This window comes from Pseudomonas extremorientalis (assembly GCF_001870465.1).
In the GTDB taxonomy this organism is placed as follows: Bacteria; Pseudomonadota; Gammaproteobacteria; order Pseudomonadales; family Pseudomonadaceae; genus Aquipseudomonas; species Aquipseudomonas extremorientalis.
The window spans coordinates 226986-243943 of the sequence record NZ_MDGK01000017.1; the positions used below are offsets into that span (position 1 = coordinate 226986).

Annotated in this window: 15 protein-coding genes; 7 read left to right on the top strand and 8 right to left on the bottom strand. The window is 61.9% G+C overall.

Going from position 1 to position 16958, the window contains the following annotated elements; all coding sequences use genetic code 11:
- Positions 1–36 precede the first annotated feature (36 nt).
- Entirely contained in the window at positions 37–1683 is a 1647-nt protein-coding gene (gene groL, locus BFN10_RS08530; protein ID WP_071489300.1) for a chaperonin GroEL, read from the top strand.
- Positions 1684–1758: 75 nt separating this feature from the next.
- Here groL and BFN10_RS08535 read toward each other — a convergent pair whose 3' ends face one another.
- From BFN10_RS08535 to BFN10_RS08550, 4 genes are all read right to left on the bottom strand, one after another.
- A complete protein-coding gene (locus tag BFN10_RS08535; RefSeq protein ID WP_071489301.1) occupies positions 1759–2106 on the bottom strand; it encodes a hypothetical protein in 348 nt (115 codons plus the stop codon).
- 120 nt (positions 2107–2226) lie between these two features.
- Entirely contained in the window at positions 2227–3525 is a 1299-nt protein-coding gene (locus BFN10_RS08540; protein ID WP_071489302.1) for an ATP-binding protein, read from the bottom strand.
- Positions 3515–4213 (bottom strand): response regulator, encoded by a 699-nt coding sequence (locus BFN10_RS08545; protein ID WP_071489303.1) that lies wholly within the window; start codon positions 4211–4213, stop codon positions 3515–3517. Before BFN10_RS08545 ends, BFN10_RS08540 begins: the two co-directional genes overlap by 11 nt.
- Before the next feature lie 77 nt (positions 4214–4290).
- A complete protein-coding gene (locus BFN10_RS08550) occupies positions 4291–6240 on the bottom strand; it encodes an LTA synthase family protein (RefSeq protein ID WP_071489304.1) in 1950 nt (649 codons plus the stop codon).
- A gap of 200 nt (positions 6241–6440) precedes the next feature.
- Here BFN10_RS08550 and colR point away from each other — a divergent pair, with 200 nt between their 5' ends.
- The 5 genes from colR to BFN10_RS08575 all read left to right on the top strand — a co-directional run bounded on the left by colR (position 6441) and on the right by BFN10_RS08575 (position 10211).
- Positions 6441–7124, top strand: coding sequence for a two-component system response regulator ColR (gene colR / locus BFN10_RS08555; protein ID WP_003175870.1), 684 nt, complete (start codon positions 6441–6443; stop codon positions 7122–7124).
- A complete protein-coding gene (locus BFN10_RS08560) occupies positions 7114–8394 on the top strand; it encodes a sensor histidine kinase (RefSeq protein WP_071489305.1) in 1281 nt (426 codons plus the stop codon). The genes colR and BFN10_RS08560 overlap by 11 nt, the downstream gene beginning before the upstream one ends.
- Before the next feature lie 188 nt (positions 8395–8582).
- The gene (locus BFN10_RS08565) at positions 8583–9263 is read left to right on the top strand and encodes a class I SAM-dependent methyltransferase (RefSeq protein ID WP_071489306.1); all 681 of its coding nucleotides are present in this window, start codon (positions 8583–8585) and stop codon (positions 9261–9263) included.
- 4 nt (positions 9264–9267) lie between these two features.
- Positions 9268–9987 carry a lipopolysaccharide kinase InaA family protein gene (locus BFN10_RS08570; protein ID WP_071489307.1) on the top strand — a complete coding sequence of 240 codons (720 nt, stop codon included), beginning with the start codon at positions 9268–9270 and terminating at the stop codon, positions 9985–9987.
- Entirely contained in the window at positions 9984–10211 is a 228-nt protein-coding gene (locus BFN10_RS08575; RefSeq protein ID WP_071489308.1) for a hypothetical protein, read from the top strand. Before BFN10_RS08570 ends, BFN10_RS08575 begins: the two co-directional genes overlap by 4 nt.
- Before the next feature lie 82 nt (positions 10212–10293).
- On the opposite strand, the gene BFN10_RS08580 is transcribed toward BFN10_RS08575, so the two are convergent.
- Genes BFN10_RS08580 through BFN10_RS08590 form a run of 3 tightly spaced genes read right to left on the bottom strand, consistent with a single transcriptional unit; the run spans position 10294 to position 13917 of the window.
- The gene (locus BFN10_RS08580) at positions 10294–11391 is read right to left on the bottom strand and encodes a DUF1513 domain-containing protein (protein ID WP_071489309.1); all 1098 of its coding nucleotides are present in this window, start codon (positions 11389–11391) and stop codon (positions 10294–10296) included.
- Between the two features lie 2 nt (positions 11392–11393).
- Positions 11394–12458: an imelysin family protein gene (locus tag BFN10_RS08585; RefSeq protein WP_071489310.1), complete on the bottom strand. Its 1065-nt coding sequence runs from the start codon at positions 12456–12458 to the stop codon at positions 11394–11396.
- A 31-nt stretch (positions 12459–12489) separates the two neighbouring features.
- Positions 12490–13917, bottom strand: a complete 1428-nt coding sequence (locus BFN10_RS08590) for a di-heme oxidoreductase family protein (RefSeq protein ID WP_071489311.1) — start codon at positions 13915–13917, stop codon at positions 12490–12492.
- A gap of 140 nt (positions 13918–14057) precedes the next feature.
- On the opposite strand from BFN10_RS08590, the gene BFN10_RS08595 reads away from it, so the two are divergent.
- Complete coding sequence (locus BFN10_RS08595; RefSeq protein WP_071489312.1) at positions 14058–14621, top strand: NAD(P)H nitroreductase; 564 nt, start codon at positions 14058–14060, stop codon at positions 14619–14621.
- Positions 14622–14682: 61 nt separating this feature from the next.
- Here the strand turns inward: BFN10_RS08595 and BFN10_RS30290 are convergent, their stop codons facing one another.
- Positions 14683–16821 (bottom strand): methyl-accepting chemotaxis protein, encoded by a 2139-nt coding sequence (locus BFN10_RS30290; RefSeq protein WP_071489313.1) that lies wholly within the window; start codon positions 16819–16821, stop codon positions 14683–14685.
- Positions 16822–16958: the final 137 nt, after the last annotated feature.

Sequence of the window (16958 nt, forward strand, 5' to 3'; positions counted from 1 at the left end):
TTCCCGTTACTCCAAAGTATTTAAGGAATATCGATCATGGCTGCTAAAGAAGTTAAATTCGGCGATTCCGCCCGCAAGAAAATGCTCACCGGTGTCAACGTCCTGGCTGACGCAGTAAAAGCGACCCTGGGCCCGAAAGGCCGTAACGTGATCATCGAGAAGAGCTTCGGCGCTCCGACCATCACCAAGGACGGCGTTTCCGTCGCCAAAGAAATCGAACTGGAAGACCGTTTCGAAAACATGGGCGCGCAGCTGGTCAAAGACGTTGCCTCCCGTGCCAACGATGACGCGGGCGACGGTACCACCACCGCGACCGTCCTGGCCCAGGCGATCGTCAACGAAGGCTACAAGGCCGTCGCTGCCGGCATGAACCCGATGGACCTCAAGCGCGGCATCGACAAGGCGACCATCGCCATCGTTGCCGAGCTGAAAAACCTGTCCAAGCCATGTGCCGACACCAAGGCTATCGCTCAGGTAGGCACCATCTCCGCCAACTCCGACAGCTCCATCGGTGACATCATTGCCCAAGCCATGGAAAAAGTCGGCAAGGAAGGCGTGATCACCGTGGAAGAAGGTTCGGGCCTGGAAAACGAACTGTCGGTTGTCGAAGGCATGCAGTTCGACCGTGGCTACCTGTCCCCGTACTTCGTCAACAAGCCGGAAACCATGGTTGCCGAGCTGGACAGCCCGCTGATCCTGCTGGTCGACAAGAAGATCTCCAACATCCGCGAACTGCTGCCAGTGCTGGAAGCCGTTGCCAAAGCCGGCCGCCCACTGCTGATCGTTTCCGAAGACGTTGAAGGCGAAGCCCTGGCGACGCTGGTTGTGAACAACATGCGTGGCATCGTTAAAGTCGCAGCCGTCAAGGCGCCAGGCTTTGGCGACCGTCGCAAGGCCATGCTGCAGGACATCGCCGTATTGACCGGCGGTACCGTTATCTCCGAAGAGATCGGTCTGAGCCTGGAAAGCGCCACCCTGGAACACCTCGGCAGTGCCAAGCGCGTGACCATTTCCAAAGAAAACACCACCATCGTTGACGGTGCTGGCGTTGAAGGCGACATCGAGTCCCGTATCGCTCAGATCCGTGCCCAGGTTGCCGAAACTTCCTCGGACTACGACCGTGAAAAACTGCAAGAGCGTCTGGCCAAGCTGTCCGGCGGCGTTGCAGTGATCAAGGTTGGCGCCGGTTCCGAAGTTGAAATGAAAGAGAAGAAGGCCCGCGTTGAAGACGCCCTGCACGCAACCCGCGCAGCCGTTGAAGAAGGCGTGGTACCTGGCGGTGGCGTTGCGCTGATCCGTGCTCTGGAAGCCCTGACCAACCTGACTGGCGACAACGCTGACCAGAACGTGGGTATCGCTGTGCTGCGTCGCGCTGTTGAAGCGCCGCTGCGTCAGATCGCTGCCAACTCCGGCGACGAGCCAAGCGTTGTAGTCAACGAAGTCAAGAACGGCAAAGGTAACTACGGTTACAACGCCGCGACTGGCGTCTACGGCGACATGATCGAAATGGGCATCCTGGATCCTACCAAGGTGACTCGTTCCGCGCTGCAAGCCGCAGCCTCCATCGGCGGTCTGATCCTGACCACCGAAGCTGCAATTGCCGACAAGCCTAAGGCTGAAGGCTCGGCTGGCGGCGGTATGCCAGACATGGGCGGCATGGGTGGCATGGGCGGCATGATGTAAGCCAGCCTTACCCGGCTCATAAAAAACCCCGCCTGCAGTGATGCAGGCGGGGTTTTTTTATGTCCGGTTGACCGCTCAACCCATGCCGCCGCGTCGCAACAGCTTCTTGAATGTCATCCCCCTGGCAAGCGCCGAGGGCACACGTGCAGCGGACCACGGTGCAGACGTGTGGCCGAGCGGGCCTTGGGCAGACAGAGTCGCGGCTTTAGTGCGTGGCCTGGGTATGGGCCGCCGCCAGCGGCTGGACATGGTCACCTCGCCCAGCAGTTTAAGGGGGTGGGCGTCGTAGCCGGGTGACTTGATCGAACCAGTGAAGTCAGGCGCTGCGCGGCTCACGGCAGCCGCCTGACTGGCCAGCAGCGCGCTGGCGACGATACACAGCGATAGCATCAACGTGGATAAATGCTGTTTTGGGGGACGCATGAACGGGCTCTCCAACCGGGTCCAGAGGACGGGGACCCAGGGCGCAGGGGCAACCCTGGATCAGGTGGCGAGATTACGGAGAATGCCAACGGTTCACTGTCACAGGCTGTAACACGCAGGCTATTGCGGACGCAGCGGCAGGATCAGGGTCAGGCGTGCCCCGCCCAACGGGCTGCGCGCCACGGACAACTCACCGCGATGCCATTGGCTGGCGCGTTTGGCCAGTGCCAGCCCGAGGCCGAAGCCGCCGGGGTCATCGCCGCCCATGGCCAGTCGCACAAACGGCTCGAATATCTTTTCGCGGTTTTCGGCGAGTATGCCGGGGCCGTCGTCGTCCACATGCAGCACCAGGTGCTGGTCATCCTGGTGGGCAGCGCTGACGCTCACTTGGTCACGGGCGTAGGTGATGGCGTTGCTCAACAAGTTGCGCACGATCAAATGCAACAAGGCGCGGTCGCCGATCATTTGCAGGTCCGCCGGCTCGGTGTCCAGGCTCAGGCGCCGCTGGTGCCCGTCGAGCAAGGCAAACTCCTGATGCAGCCAGTCACGGATAGGGATGGGCTCATGCTGCAGGTCGGCGGGTGCGCCCGCCATCCGGGCAAAGGCCAGGCTGGCGCGCACCAGGGCTTCAAGCTCTTCCACATCGGTTTGCAGGCGTTCCTGCAAGCGTATGCGCGTGGACGGGTCGTCGCTTTTGCCCAGCAGGGTCAAGGCAAAACGCATGCGTGCCAGCGGCGTGCGCAACTCATGGGAGACGGCCTGGGAAACCTCTCGGTGACGTTCGCTCATGGCGTTGATGTCGTGGGCATGTTGCTGCAAGGTCTGCAGCACGGGCGCCCATTCCTTGCCCATGGCTGGCAGCATCGCATTGGGCGTACGGGCCAGGGTGCCCAGGCAAACATCGAGTGCTTGCAGGTCGGCGCTACGCTGGCGGCGTGCGCGCAGACCGAACCACATCCACAGCACCAGCGGCAGGCCGGCCACGCACGCGGTGATCCCATACACCGGGAATTGCAGCAGGTCCTTGACCTCGGCGGTTCCCCACATCGGGCCGAATTGGATCAGCGTTTTGTCGTCGAGCGGGAAATAGGTGATGTCTTCATCGCTGCTCTGCGCCGGTTGCTGGTGCTGAAGCATGATCAGCGCTTCGGGCGGCAGTTCGACCTCATCCAGGGTGACGAGCCGGATCGGGTACTGGAAGCGCGCGCGCAGTACCTCCATACGCGCTTCACGCTGGTCAGCCGGCAAGGCCTTGAGCTGCTCCGCCACCAGATAGCCCGGCCCGGCCATCAAGCGCAAAAAGCTGTATTCGCCGACAAACACCGAGGCATTGGCGCACAGCCACAGCAAATACAGGGTCAACGCGCCCCAGCCGGTGCCCGCGAGAATCGCCGTCCAGGGTCGCACTCTAGAGAACATGTCGGGCCTCTTGCGGTGTTTCGACAAACAGGTAGCCCTGGGCGGTGATGGTCTGGATCGTCACCGGGCAGCCCAGGCTCATCAGCTTTTTGCGCAGGCGCGACACGCGCATATCCACCGAGCGATTGAGCCCGTCGTACTCCAGGCCGCGCAGGCTTTGCAGGAGTTTTTCCCGGGTCAGCAACACCCCGCAGTGGCGGGCGAAGATCGCAAGCAATTCGAACTCGGCCACCGAGAACTGCAAGGGCACCTCATCGAGCCAGGCGAAATGGCAGTCGAGGTCCAATCGAAACGTGCCCCACTGGTAATACGCACGGGGGGCCTGGGGATGGCGACGTAGCAATGAGCGGATACGGGCCAGCAACAACAGCGGGTCGACCGGTTTGACCACGTAATCGTCCGCACCGACGTTGAACCCCGTCAGTTGCTCGGCGTTTTCGTCGAGTGCCGTCATCATCAGGATCAGGCCGGGGTACTGCTCGCGGATCTGTCGGCACAGGGTAAAACCGTCGATGCCGGGTAGCATCACATCCAGAATCAACAACGCCGGTTTTTCGTCGAGAATACGCTGGGCAGCACGGTCGCCACGGTGCTCCACCGCCACGCTGAAACCTTCGGCGCGCAGGAACTCCGCCGTCAGGGCGGCCAGTGGGCGGTCATCTTCGATCAGCAGCAGGGTGTCGGACATGAAAGGGCGTCATCGCCGGAGAATGGGCGCAAGTGTTACGCCCTTGCCCCGCAGGAGGCAAGGGCCACGCGTGGCGATCAGCGGGCGCTGATGGCGGGTTCTGCGACCTTCGGCGCTTTCCAGCCCAGCAACTGCTGTTTGAAGCCATAGCTGGCGGCCTGGTAGTAGGTGATGGCGCGCAGGATCAGCGGGTCATCACTGCCCACCCGCAGCTCCTGGCTTTCACCCAGGGCCTGATCGTGGCGACGCAGGCCCTGGCGCGGGCTGAGGATCGCCAGGTCTTTACCGTCAAACAGCCCCAGGTGCTGGTAGTTGCCGACCACCACACGGGGTGGCAGTGGGTTGTCTTGCAGCAGGTTGCGACCGAAGAAGGTCGATTCGTAGCTCAGGTTGAGCAGGCCGAGCAAGGTGGGCGCCAGGTCGATCTGGCTGGCCAGTTGCGCGGTTTCCCGGGCGTCGACCAGCTTGGGGGCGTAGATGAACAGCGGTATCTGGTAGTTGCTGATGGGCAAGTCTTCCTTGCCCGCGCTGCCGGCAGTGTGGTCGGCGACAAACACGAAGATCGTGTTATCGAACCACGGCTTCTGGCGTGCCGCCTCCAGGAACTCACCGATGGCGTGGTCGGTGTACTTCACCGCACCGTCGCGGCCGTTACCGGATTTGATATCGATGCGCCCATCCGGGTACGTGTAGGGGCGATGGTTGGAGGTGGTCATCAGTTGCAGGAGGAACGGCTGCTGCTTGGCGTAGTCGGCATCGGCCAGTTTCAGGGTTTGTTTGTAGAGGTCTTCGTCGGCCATGCCCCAGGCGTTTTTAAATGAGATCTCCGATTCTGGCACGCTGCTCTGGTCGACGACCCGATAGCCGTTGCCGCTGAAGAACGCATTCATATTGTCGAAGTAGCCACGTCCGCCGTAGACGAACACGCTGTCGTAGCCGATGGCGGTGAGTTGCTGGCCCAGGCTGGCAAAGCCGCTTTCGCGTCCGATGCGCTTTACAATGGAGCGGCCCGGCGTGGGTGGGATCGCCAGGGTGATGGCCTCCAGGCCTCGGTCAGTGCGGGTGCCGGTGGCATAGAAATTATTGAAATACAGGCTTTGTTTGCGCAGCGCATCCAGGTTGGGCGTCAGGTTGCGCTCGTCGCCGTTGCTGCCCATGTATTTGGCGCTGAAGCTTTCGATGGTCACCAGCACGATATTGGGTGTGCGCAGCGTGCCGGGGTTATCGATGGCGCGGCGGATATCCAAGGGGTCCTTGTCGATGAAGCGAGCATTGGGCTCACTCAGTTCGGCGCGCAACTGTTTGGCGACAACGTCCGCGGGCAGGCTTTTATAGAACTGGGTGTAGTCCAGTTCGTTGTTACGGAACGCGGCGAAAAACTGATACGGGCCATTGCTCGCCAGTTCGTTCTTGTAGGCGTTGCCACCTTGGGCGCGTGGGCTGTCCTGGCTGATCAGTTGCAGGCTGAGGCCAGCAACCACCAACAGGCCCAGGGCATTGACCAGGCGACCCCGCATTGCCGGCAGCGGTGCATTCATCGCGGCGATGAACGGTCTGCGCAGAGCCAGGCTCAACACAACGGCGAGCATCGCCAGCAGGCTGAGCAGCTTGCCGATCGGGTAGGACTCCAGCAGGTTGTTCAACACCTCATCGGAGTACACCAGGTAATCGACGGCGATAAAGTTGAAGCGCACGCCGAATTCATCCCAGAACAACCATTCGGCGACCGAGGTGAACAGCATGGCGAACAGGCTGACGGTCAGTACCGCCTGCAGGAACCAGCGGTGACCGCGACGGCGCCAGAGGGCAGGTGGGCACAGCAGCAGATACAACCCCAGTGGCAGGGCGGCATAGGCCAGAAAGCCCAGGTCGTACAGCAGGCCCACGCCAAACACCGGCAGCAGGTTGCCACCGACTTCGTCCAGGTGAGTGATGAGCAGCACGCTGCGCGTGAGCAGGAAAACCAACAGCCAGGCACCGGTGACCAGCAGCAAATAGCGCATAGGCGCTGTTTTGAGAAACCCCATGTCCAACTTCCTTATATCGATGGGCGCGATCTTCGCCCTGACACTGTAGTCAGTTTGTGAAGCTATAGTGAAAAACTCGTTCGACTAATTAATCGGTTGAAAACCTTTATCGACGGCGCTTGCGGGTCTATCCCTGAGCCACACTTGGCCTTAAGCTGCGCGAGCCAACACGGCCGTTACCGCGTACGGAGACACTGCCCATGCGAATTCTACTGGTTGAAGACAACCGCGATATTCTGGCCAACCTGGCCGACTACCTGGGGCTGAAGGGCTACACCGTGGACTGTGCGCAGGACGGTTTGTCGGGCCTGCACCTGGCCGCCACCGAGCATTACGACCTGATCGTGCTCGACATCATGCTGCCCGGCATCGATGGCTACACCCTGTGCAAACGCCTGCGTGAGGACGCCCGCCGCGATACGCCGGTGATCATGCTCACCGCCCGCGACCAACTCGATGACCGGCTGCAGGGCTTCAAGTCCGGCGCTGATGACTACCTGCTCAAGCCCTTTGCCCTGTCGGAACTGGCCGCACGTATCGAAGCCGTGCTGCGCCGTGCCCAGGGCGGCGGTCGCCGCGCCCTGCAGGTCGGTGACCTGAGCTACGACCTCGATACCCTGGAAGTCACCCGCGAAGGGCGCCTGCTCAAGCTCAACCCAGTCGGCCTGAAACTGCTGGCGGTGCTGATGCAGAAGAGCCCGCACGTGCTGCGCCGCGAAATTCTCGAAGAAGCCCTGTGGGGCGATGACTGCCCGGACAGTGACAGCCTGCGCAGCCACGTTCACCAATTGCGCCAAGTGATCGATAAACCTTTTGCCAAGCCGTTGCTGCAGACGGTGCACGGTGTGGGTTATCGCCTGGCCGAGGGTCGTGATGGAGTTTAAGCAAAGCCTTGCGCAACGGATCATCATCGCCTTTGCCTTGATGAGTGCGTTGGTGGCGGGGGCCTTCGCCATGGGTATCGTGGCGACGGTGCACCTGGTGGAAGAGAAGTTGATCTCGGCGGGCCTGGGCGGCGACTTGCAACGCCTGCTGCTGATGGACACCGTCGAGGACTGGCGGCACCGGCCCGAGCCGGACCAGCTGTTTTATTTCAGTGGTGGCCCCGGCGACTTCGAGTTGCCCAAGGACCTGCGCCACCTTGAGCCCGGTTTCCATGAGGTATTCCGCGAGGCGCTGTCGTACCACGCCATGGTCGAAGTGGTCGACGGGCGGCGCTACGTACTGTTGCAGGACCAAAGCGATTTCGAAGAGCGCGAGCGCGTGTTGTTCGCCGTGGTGCTGGTGGGCTTTGTGCTCAGCCTGGCGCTGGCGGTGTTCCTCGGCTGGGTGTTGGCGCGCAAGGTAATGGCGCCGGTGGTGCGTCTGGCCCGTCAGGTGCGCCACCGTGACCAATTGCTCGGCCTGGCCCCGCCCTTGGCGCCGGATTACGCAGCGGATGAAGTGGGCGAGCTGGCGGTGGCGTTCGACGCCACATTGGGACGGCTGCGCCAGGCCCTGTCCCGTGAACAGCTGTTTACCAGCGACGTGAGCCATGAGCTGCGCACACCTTTGATGGTGTTGGCCAGCTCCTGCGAACTGCTGCTGGAAAACCCCGCCATCGATCAGCGCGGGCGCAACCAGGTGCTGCGCATTGCCCGGGCCTGCGAAGAAATGCGCGAACTGGTGCAGACCTTCCTGATGCTGGCCCGTGCCCAGCATGACGAAGCGGCAATGTCGCCCCAGGTCAGCCTGACGCAGGTGGCCGAAGATCTGCTCGGCATCTGGCGCGAGCCCATCGAGCACAAAGGCCTGGAACTGATCTACCAACCCGGCAACCCCTTGGATACACGCTATAACACCACCTTCCTGCATGCGGTGATGGGCAATCTGCTGCGCAATGCCCTGCACTACACCGAGCAGGGGTTTATCCGGCTGACCCTGGAACCGAGCGGATTTATCGTGGAAGACAGTGGTGTCGGTATCCCCGAGGACAAGCGCGAGGCAATGTTCGAGCCGTTCGTACGCGGCAGCGAGAAGCGCGGTGAGGGCCTGGGGTTGGGGTTGTCGCTGGTGCAGCGCATCTGCGAGAACCAGGGCTGGAGCGTCAGCCTCAGTACCATGGAGCCCAACGGCTGCCGCTTTCATGTGCAATTGAGTCAGGTCAACGCCTGACGCTAGCCCCTGCCGCTATCCTGCCAGACATCCCCGCAATTCGGCGAAGATGGCCCCATGCTATTGCGTGAGTCTGTAAAGTCTTGAAATGTATGGGGCTGGACAGGACAAGTTTTTCACAACGGGTTGACCAGTTACTCACAGTGCGCTGCTTAAGGTTGTAGGCATCAGCTACTGGAGATCCGTTGATGCCTACCCCGATCAAGCTCGAATTTTCCGAAAAGTACGACGACGAACACGCTCAGGAATATTTGCTCAAGCATCAAGACAATCTGGCGCGCCGGTTGTCCCACAAACGCGACGAGCAATTGGCCCGTGGCGCGCTGGCGATGGCGGGTGAGCCTGGCCTGGTGCTGGACTTGCCCTGCGGCGCCGGGCGTTTCTGGCCCCTGCTGGCGGAAAAGCCCAACCGCGTGATCATCGGCGCCGACAACTCGGCGTCCATGTTGAAGGTGGCAACGGTCGCCCAGCCCGCCGATGTGGTGAAACGGGTACGACCCTTGCAGACATCGGCCTTTGATATTGCTTTGCCAGATAACGCGGTCGACAGCATTTTCTGCATGCGACTGTTGCACCACATTGGTGATCCGGCGCATCGCATGGCGATATTGCGCGAGTTTCAACGCGTTACCCGTGACAGCGTGATTGTTTCGTTGTGGGTCGATGGCAATTTCAAGGCCTGGAAACGCAAGCGGCTCGAGCAGCAGCGTCGCAAGAAAGGTGAGCAGGAAGGTTACCAAAACAGATTTGTGTTACCGGCTGCTACTGTTGAAGCAGAGTTTGAGGAAGCCGGCTTCCGTGTCCAGGAGTCCCTGGATTTCATACCGCTCTATGCCATGTGGCGAGTGTACGTATTACGCAAGAGGTAACAGGATGGCAGTTGAGTGCGTAGCAGGCAGTCACGTAGCTCCCGAGGAACGATTCGAATATTTCTGGCGCCAGCAAGGCGAGTGGGTCGAAGAGCCCAACCGTCGCCGTGGTGGTGAAAGCGGTGTGCAGCGTGTGATCAGCCCCAACGGACGCTTGCTCTACAGCAAGCGCCAGACCGGGCACATCTACCGCAGTTGGCTGCATCCGTTTGGTCGCCCGACGGTGCTGCGTGAGCGCGATGCCCTCAAGGGCCTGCGTTTGTTGGACGTGCGTGTGCCGGAAATGGTGTTTTGCGAAGCGCGCCGCGACCCCGAGCACCAGTGGAAAGCGCTGCTGGTCACTGCGGCCCTCGACGGTTTCGACGAAATAGAGAACTGGTACGCCGCCGGTGGCCGCGAGCATTACGGCGAGCGGGTGCATGAGCGTGTGCTCCAGGAACTGGCCGGCACCCTGGCGCGCATGCACAAGGGTCGTTGGCAGCATGGCTGCCTCTACATCAAGCATATCTTTGTGCGAGTGACGGGCGAGGGTGATTCGGCAAACGTCGAAGTGGCGCTGCTGGACTTTGAGAAATGCCGCCAGCGCCTGACCGCTTATCGGGCCGCCTCCCATGACATGCTGCAATTGCGCCGCCATTCGTCGTGGAACGATGCCGACTGGAAGAAACTCAGCTACTTTTACGAGACGGCGTTTGGCAGCGCTATCAAGGGTTTAACCAGATGAAGCTAGAAATAGCACGAGGTCTGTTCCTGATCGGGGCGCTGGGCGTTGCAGCCCTGGCGCTGGCGGCGTGGGAACAGCCTCGCACCCAGGTGCTCAGTGCAACGCAGGGTGGCGCGCAATGCCTGTTGCCGCGCGTTGCCAAGGCGAGCACGGCGGCCAAGCCCGATCATGAGTTGTTGCTGTTCATGTTTGGCATGTCTCAAGGCATGAGGCCGCAGAGTTGAAACGATTCAAACCCCTGGGAAAGGGCCTTGCGAAGCGGGGCCCTTTTTTTGTGGTCGTGGAAATGTTCTGGCAAAGGGGGCGTCAGATCATGTGCAGATGGTTATCCCAAAGCCCTGCCGGCAATTCCAGCGGCGTTGCCACCAACTGTTTCTGGCGACAATCGTAGAACCGGCAACGGCCCTGGCCCGAGGTCACGACAAACCCATCCTCCACGGCACCGACACCGGCGCAGTCGGGCAGCGGTCCGTCCAGGCGCAGCTCGCCGCTGTCCATGTTCCAGATAAAGAAGCGGTTGCCCCGTGGGGCAGTCAACGCCACCAGGCGCAATTCGCTGTGCACTGCGACGCTGGCGGTGTAGTGCCCCATCGCCTGCAACTGCTCGTCCGCCACCGGAAACGCCACGAATGGCTGCCCCGGACGCTTGATCGCCAGCAACTCGGAACGCTCCTGTGACGCCCCCATGAACTGCTGCCCGGTGAGGATGGTGCCATCGCTGGCGATCCCCATGTGCCGCACGCTGTTCATCTGCTGGCCGAGGGTTTCCTTGCTGATCAAGGTACCGTCGCGCTGCATCAGCACCAGGCTCGGTTCCATGGCGTCGAGGTTCATCTCCACGCGGCTTTCGGCTTCGGTACGAATGCCGCCGTTGGCCACCACCAAGGTCTCGCCGTCGGGCATCCACGACACCTGGTGCGGGCCGATGCCGTGGGTGGAGATCTCGCCGGTATGCACCAGCCGCTCGCCTTCGAAACGGTACACACCGAGCAGACCACGGCCGGGGTCGGCTGTGTCGTTCTCGGTGGCGTACAGCCAGTCGCCGCTCTTGTGAATGACCGCGTGGCCATAGAAGTGGCGGTTGACCTGGGAGGTGATGGTTTGCAGCAGCGCGCCATCGCGCAGGTCGATCAGGTAACTCTCGGTGCCCGGGCGACGGGCGACAAACAGCGCAATCGGCAGCGTCGGGTGGTTGATGATGTCGTGGCAGCGCTGGCCGACCTGGGTGGCAAATACCTGCCTGCCGTCCAGGCGGTAACCCACGGCGTAGTGCTTGCCGTCCGCATCATCCCGCGCCGAGAGCAGCAGCGGGCCCTTGTCTTTGCTTTTGAACAGCGTCCAGCCACCCAGTGTGAGAGCACTGAGCAGCACGCTGCCGATGGCCAAAGCCTGTCGCCTGAGCATCATCAGTCACCGTCGTTGGCGTTAAAGCCCAGTTGGATGCCCAGCGCCTTGGCCAGCTCGCCTTCGTGCAGGCGGTGGACGACGTTGAGGCTGTCATAGATATCGTTGAGCTGCTGGCGCCCGGCGTCGTCGTTCAACAGTTCGTTGAGGGTGCGCTGGTTGCTGGCGAACAGTTTCAGCGACGCGGCATAGGCGGCGTCGATCTTGTCGGCCAACGGCTTCTGCTCGGACGGCAGCAGGCCACGCAGGCCTTTGTTGTCGACGCCGACCCATACGGTCTGGGCTGCCGCGAGGCTGGCTTCGAGGCTTTGCAGGGACGACTGGCTGCGCCATGCATCGGCCTGGAACGGCTGCGGGATACCCTTGGTCTGGCGGCCCATCGGCGTGCCGAGTTTTTTCTTCAGGGTGTCCAGTGCGGTGACCTGCACGCGCAGCAGATCGGCAATGGCTTCGTGGGAATCGGCGTAGCGCTGGTTCGGAAACTTGGTCATCTGCGCCAGCATGCCGTCGGTGCTGTTCCAACTGGCCAGGATCTCCTCGGCCAGGGCCTTCTGACGGTCACCGATGGCGACCAGCAGCGGGCAGTAACGGGCCTTTTGTGCGTCGTCGGCGATGTCGGTCTTGGCGTCGTAGAGGATGTATTCGTAGGCGGACAGGCCTTGCACCACCACGCTGGACTTGGCCAGGGCGGCGCCGTCGATCTGCGGCTGGCTGGCGACCAGTTGCTCGACCTGGCGGCCGACCAGGTTCTTCTTGTCCGGCCAGAACTGCACCTGCCACGAACGGTTGCCCTCGGCCAGCGGCCCGATCAGCAGCGGTTGCAGCTCGGCCCAAGCCTTTTGTGCATGCAGGAAATCGGCACGCGCGGTGTCCAGGCTCTCCTTGCCCTGGCAGTAGGCCAGCGCGCTGACGGCCAGTTGGCGGTCGGCTTCGACCCAGCGGCTGTAGGTCGGCAGGATCACTTGCTTGGCGATGGCCGCAGAGGTCACTGCTTGCGGGTCTTGCGGCGAGCAGGCGCCAAGGGCGAGGGCGGCCAGGCTGGTGAACAACAACTTGGGACGGAACATGTCGAGCTCCCTTCTATAAGTGGGGCGAAGCTTATAAAGAATTCAGGAACGCCAGCAACGCTGCGCGCTGCTCGGCATTGAAGGACAACACATGCTGCTGCGCCGCTTGGGCTTCACCGCCATGCCACAGCACGGCTTCGAGCAGGTTGCGGGCGCGGCCGTCATGCAAGAACTGGGTATGGCCACTCACGGTTTGCGTCAGACCAATGCCCCACAACGGCGGCGTGCGCCAGTCGCGGCCACCGGCCTTGAATTCTGTGCGGTTATCGGCGAGGCCCGGCCCCATGTCGTGCAACAGCAGGTCGCTGTAGGGGCGGATCACCTGATTGGCCAGTTCAGGTTCGGCAGCATTGGCGGCCGTGGTGAATGCAGGCGTGTGACAACCCTGGCAGCCGGCTTGATAGAACAGGTTTTTACCGGCCAGCACCTGCGGCGTGTTGACGCCACGGCGCGCCGGCACCGCCAGGTTGCGCGTGTAGAACAGCACCAGGCGCAGGATGTTGTCGCTGACTTCCGGCTCGCCATCGGGGCCATTGCCGTTGGGGGCCTGTTTGCAGGCGACTTGGGCATCGGTGCAGTCATCAAAGGGTCTCAGGGATGTGGTGAGGCCCATATCACCAGAGAACGCGTGAACATTTTGTTGATTGAGGTTGGGTTGCCCGGCTTTCCAGCCAAAACGCCCGAGCACGGTTTTTTGCTGGGCGTCGTCCCAGACCCAATTGGCGCGGCCGACGATGGCTTGCTTGTCGGCGGTCTTCGGGTCGGTGTTGCGCAGGATGTCGGCGTCGCTGATGGCTTCGAGCAAGCCCAGGCCGATCATCGGCGGCGCGATGCGTGCGGAAAAGCGCGTGTCGGGGTGCATCGGGCCGTAGCCAAGCTGGGTGATCTGCAGGTCGGGTTTACGCAACTCGACCACCGTGCCGTCCTTGAACGTCACGTTGACCGGCGTGTAATCGACCCGCACCTTGCCTTCCGGCGGCACGCCGGGCACGGCCATGTCCTGCAATTGCCCACCGTAGACCGGCTCGGGCACCACGCCCATCTGTTCGATGGCCTTGGCATAGGCGGGCGCATCCGGAATCGACAGGCGTACCAGCATCGACACCGCGTTGGGTGCATCGGGCAGCGGTGGGTGACCACGACCGTCTTTTATATGGCAGTTCTGGCAGGCGTTGGTGTTGAACAGCGGGCCGAGGCCATCACGCGCCGTGGTGGTGGAGGGTGCGATCACCCAGGGGCTGCGAAAAAAGCTGTTGCCGACGCTGAAGTCCAGGCGGCGGGTGGGCGACAGGTTGGCCGAGGGCAGGGAAAACGCGTTCTGGTCGCGCTTGTTCACCGTCGCAGCACCGCCCGCCCGTGATTCACCCGGCTCGGCCTTGGTAAACCTGGGCGCGTCATCGCAGCCAGCCAGGCTCAAGGCCAGCAAGGCTGCGGACAGGCGAAAAAGCGAAGGGGACATCGAATTTCCTGAACCACGGCGGAAAATAAGGTCGCAAAGTCTAACAGGGCAGGGCGCAATGAATAAGAGCAATTATCGTTTGGTGGCATCCCGATTCATTCCCGCTAGAATGACCGCACATTTTTTTCTGGAGGTGGCCCATGCAGGCTCTCGACGCTTTGCTCAACCGTGTTTCCGTGCCGCGCCTGCTGGAACCGGCGCCGACCCAGGAGCAGCGCGATGTGCTGTTTGCCGCCGCCATGCGTGCGCCCGACCACGGCCAACTGCGCCCTTGGCGTTTCCTCACGGTTGAAGGCGCTGCTCGCGAACAGATGGGCACCTTGTTGGCCGAAGCGGCCCGGCTGCAAGACGCCGATGCGCCACAGGCGGTGATCGACAAGGCCCAGAACGGCCCGTTGCGCGCGCCGTTGGTGGTGGTGGTGATTGCCCGTTTGCAGGAGCACTTCAAGGTGCCCAAGTCCGAGCAACTGCTGGCTGCTGCCTGTGCGGCTCATGGCATCCTGTTGGCGGCGTATGCCCAGGGGATTGGTGCGGTATGGCGCACCGGAGAATTGTCCTACTCGGCCCACGTGGCCAAAGGCCTGGGGCTGACGGCGGATGAGGAAGTGATTGGCTTCCTGTACCTGGGCACACCGCAGAACCCGCCGCGTACCGCTGCTAAAGAAGACCTGACGCAGTTTGTCAGTGCCTGGACCGGTCTCTAAATCCCAAGTGATCAAACTGTGGGAGGGGCAAGCCCCCGCCCACATTGGTTTTTGGTGTTTCTTAAACCCTGAACTGATCCATCAACTTCATCTGCTGGCTGGCCAGTGCATTGAGTTGGCTGCTGATGGCCGCCGACTCGGTGGCCTGGCCGGTGAGGGTTTCGGTCACGGTACGGATCGCCGAGACGTTGCGGTTGACCTCTTCGGCCACGGCGCTCTGTTGTTCGGCGGCGCTGGCGATCTGCAGGTTCATGTCGCTGATCACGGTCACCGCATCGCTGATCTTGCCCAAGGCCTGCACCGCCTGATGGATCTGCCCGGCATTGCTCTGGGCCTGGCTCTGGCTGGAATGCATGGTCGCCACCACGCCACGGGTGCCGCTCTGGATGCGCTCGATCACCAGGCGGATTTCCTCCACCGAATCCTGGGTACGCTTGGCCAGGTTACGCACTTCGTCGGCTACCACCGCAAACCCTCGACCGCTTTCCCCGGCGCGTGCCGCTTCGATGGCGGCATTGAGGGCCAGCAGGTTGGTCTGCTCGGCAATGCTGCGGATCACTTCCAGCACTGAACCAATCTGTTCGCTGTTGACCGCCAGGGCTTCGACTTCGCCCACGGCCTTGCTGACTTCTTCGGCCAGGGTGGTGATGTCGCGGGTGCTCTGCTCGATGATCGACATGCCTTCACGCGCCGACTGGTCGGCACCGCGTGCCGCGCTGGCGGCATTGGACGCGCTGTTGGCGACGTCGTGGGCGGTGGCGCTCATTTCGTTGGACGCGGTGGCCACCTGGTCGATTTCGCGGAACTGCACCTGCATGCCTTCGCTGGTCTGGCGTGCGATGGCCGAAGACTGGTCTGCGGTGCCGCGTGCTTCGGTGATGCTTTGCTTGATCTGGGCGATGGTCGGTTGCAGCTTGTCGAGGAAACGGTTGAACCAGTTCACCAGTTCGCCCAGTTCATCCTTCTTGGCGTAGGCCAGGCGTTGGGTAAGGTCGCCGTCGCCGCTGGCGATGTCCTTGAGCATGGCGGCCACGCTGTTGATCGGCCGGGTCACGCCGGTAGCGGTCAGCCAGATCAATAGCAAACCGAGCAGGCCGGCGGCGGCGGCCACCAGCAGTGCCTTCAGGGTGCCGGCGGATTGGGCGTCGTCAAGCACCCGCTGCAACTTGACGTTGTCGGCGAGCATCACGGCTTTTGGCAGCTTGATCACCACGCCCCAGGATTTGGCGTCGGCAATCGGCTTGACCGGGTACACGGCGCGGATGGTGTCGTCCTGTTCGCGGATCATGCGGTTGTCACTGGCCAGCAACTGTACGATTTCCTTGCCCTCGGCGCCGAGGGTATCGATCAGGTTCTTGCCGACCTTGGCCGGCTCGCCGCTGTAGGCGGCAATCAGGCCAGTACTGGAGAGAATCTCCAGGTGCGCTGCGCCGTTGAACAGGTCCTTCTGTGCAGCGTCGGCGGTTGCTTGCAGGGCGGTGAGGGCGATGTCGACACCGACGACGCCGATGAGTTTACCCCCCACGATCAGTGGCGAGGCGATGGTGGTCATCAGTACCTTTTTGCCGGCCACCGTATCTTCATAGGGTTCCAGCAGGCAGGTATTGCGGGTGTCCCGTGGGCAGGTGTACCAGATGTTGTAGGGCGTACCATTGAGGGTGAGGGTGGTCTTGTTCAGGTCTTCTTCGACCATGATGGTGTTCAAGCCTTCACCGCCGGCACGGCTCCAATAGCTGGAGAAGCGCCCTGTTTCGTTGGAGACGCGTGCCTTGTCATCGACGAACTCGCTGTCCTTGCCGTCGAGGCCGTTGGGTTCGAATGACAGCCAGAACCCCAGCACTTTGCTGTTGCGATCGAAGGTGGTTTTCAGGCTCTGGTTGATTTCTTCGCGCAGCGCGCCGGCTTCCAGGCCACGCTTGCTGGCCATGGTGCGCAAATCCTTGATCTGGTCGGCCAGCGCGGTCAGCGCCATCAGGCTGTCGCCAAAGGTTTTCTGCAACTGCACCGCTTGCTCGGCGGCCCTGGCTTGCAGCAGTTGTTCCACGCTGGCGGTGAGCATGCGCGAGCTGGAATCGCTGACCAACAGATCATTCTGGTTGGTGTTGTAGATATTGATGCCGACGACCAGTGCTATCACCCCCAACAGGCAAAGGCCGGACAGCAGCACGATTTTCAGGCGGATGGAGAGGGTGTTGAACATAGGCTCACTCGCGAATGGACTGGTGGGGATGCATGCAGCAGAGCCAAGTCCATTCAGCGCTATGTCTGAAACATCGGCGTCACAAATCAATTCATGAGAAAGAGGCGATGAGCGGTAGGAAAACACCTACACGCGGC

Excerpts from the sequence above, each read along its gene's own strand:
- BFN10_RS08560 (WP_071489305.1), top strand. The coding sequence starts at position 7,114 with ATGGAGTTTAAGCAAAGCCTTGCGCAACGGATCATCATCGCCTTTGCC.
- groL (WP_071489300.1), top strand. The coding sequence starts at position 37 with ATGGCTGCTAAAGAAGTTAAATTCGGCGATTCCGCCCGCAAGAAAATG.
- BFN10_RS08585 (WP_071489310.1), bottom strand. The coding sequence starts at position 12,458 with ATGTTCCGTCCCAAGTTGTTGTTCACCAGCCTGGCCGCCCTCGCCCTT.
- BFN10_RS08570 (WP_071489307.1), top strand. The coding sequence starts at position 9,268 with ATGGCAGTTGAGTGCGTAGCAGGCAGTCACGTAGCTCCCGAGGAACGA.
- BFN10_RS08545 (WP_071489303.1), bottom strand. The coding sequence starts at position 4,213 with ATGTCCGACACCCTGCTGCTGATCGAAGATGACCGCCCACTGGCCGCC.
- BFN10_RS30290 (WP_071489313.1), bottom strand. The coding sequence starts at position 16,821 with ATGTTCAACACCCTCTCCATCCGCCTGAAAATCGTGCTGCTGTCCGGC.
- BFN10_RS08565 (WP_071489306.1), top strand. The coding sequence starts at position 8,583 with ATGCCTACCCCGATCAAGCTCGAATTTTCCGAAAAGTACGACGACGAA.
- BFN10_RS08575 (WP_071489308.1), top strand. The coding sequence starts at position 9,984 with ATGAAGCTAGAAATAGCACGAGGTCTGTTCCTGATCGGGGCGCTGGGC.
- BFN10_RS08580 (WP_071489309.1), bottom strand. The coding sequence starts at position 11,391 with ATGCTCAGGCGACAGGCTTTGGCCATCGGCAGCGTGCTGCTCAGTGCT.
- colR (WP_003175870.1), top strand. The coding sequence starts at position 6,441 with ATGCGAATTCTACTGGTTGAAGACAACCGCGATATTCTGGCCAACCTG.
- BFN10_RS08590 (WP_071489311.1), bottom strand. The coding sequence starts at position 13,917 with ATGTCCCCTTCGCTTTTTCGCCTGTCCGCAGCCTTGCTGGCCTTGAGC.
- BFN10_RS08535 (WP_071489301.1), bottom strand. The coding sequence starts at position 2,106 with ATGCGTCCCCCAAAACAGCATTTATCCACGTTGATGCTATCGCTGTGT.
- BFN10_RS08540 (WP_071489302.1), bottom strand. The coding sequence starts at position 3,525 with ATGTTCTCTAGAGTGCGACCCTGGACGGCGATTCTCGCGGGCACCGGC.
- BFN10_RS08595 (WP_071489312.1), top strand. The coding sequence starts at position 14,058 with ATGCAGGCTCTCGACGCTTTGCTCAACCGTGTTTCCGTGCCGCGCCTG.
- BFN10_RS08550 (WP_071489304.1), bottom strand. The coding sequence starts at position 6,240 with ATGGGGTTTCTCAAAACAGCGCCTATGCGCTATTTGCTGCTGGTCACC.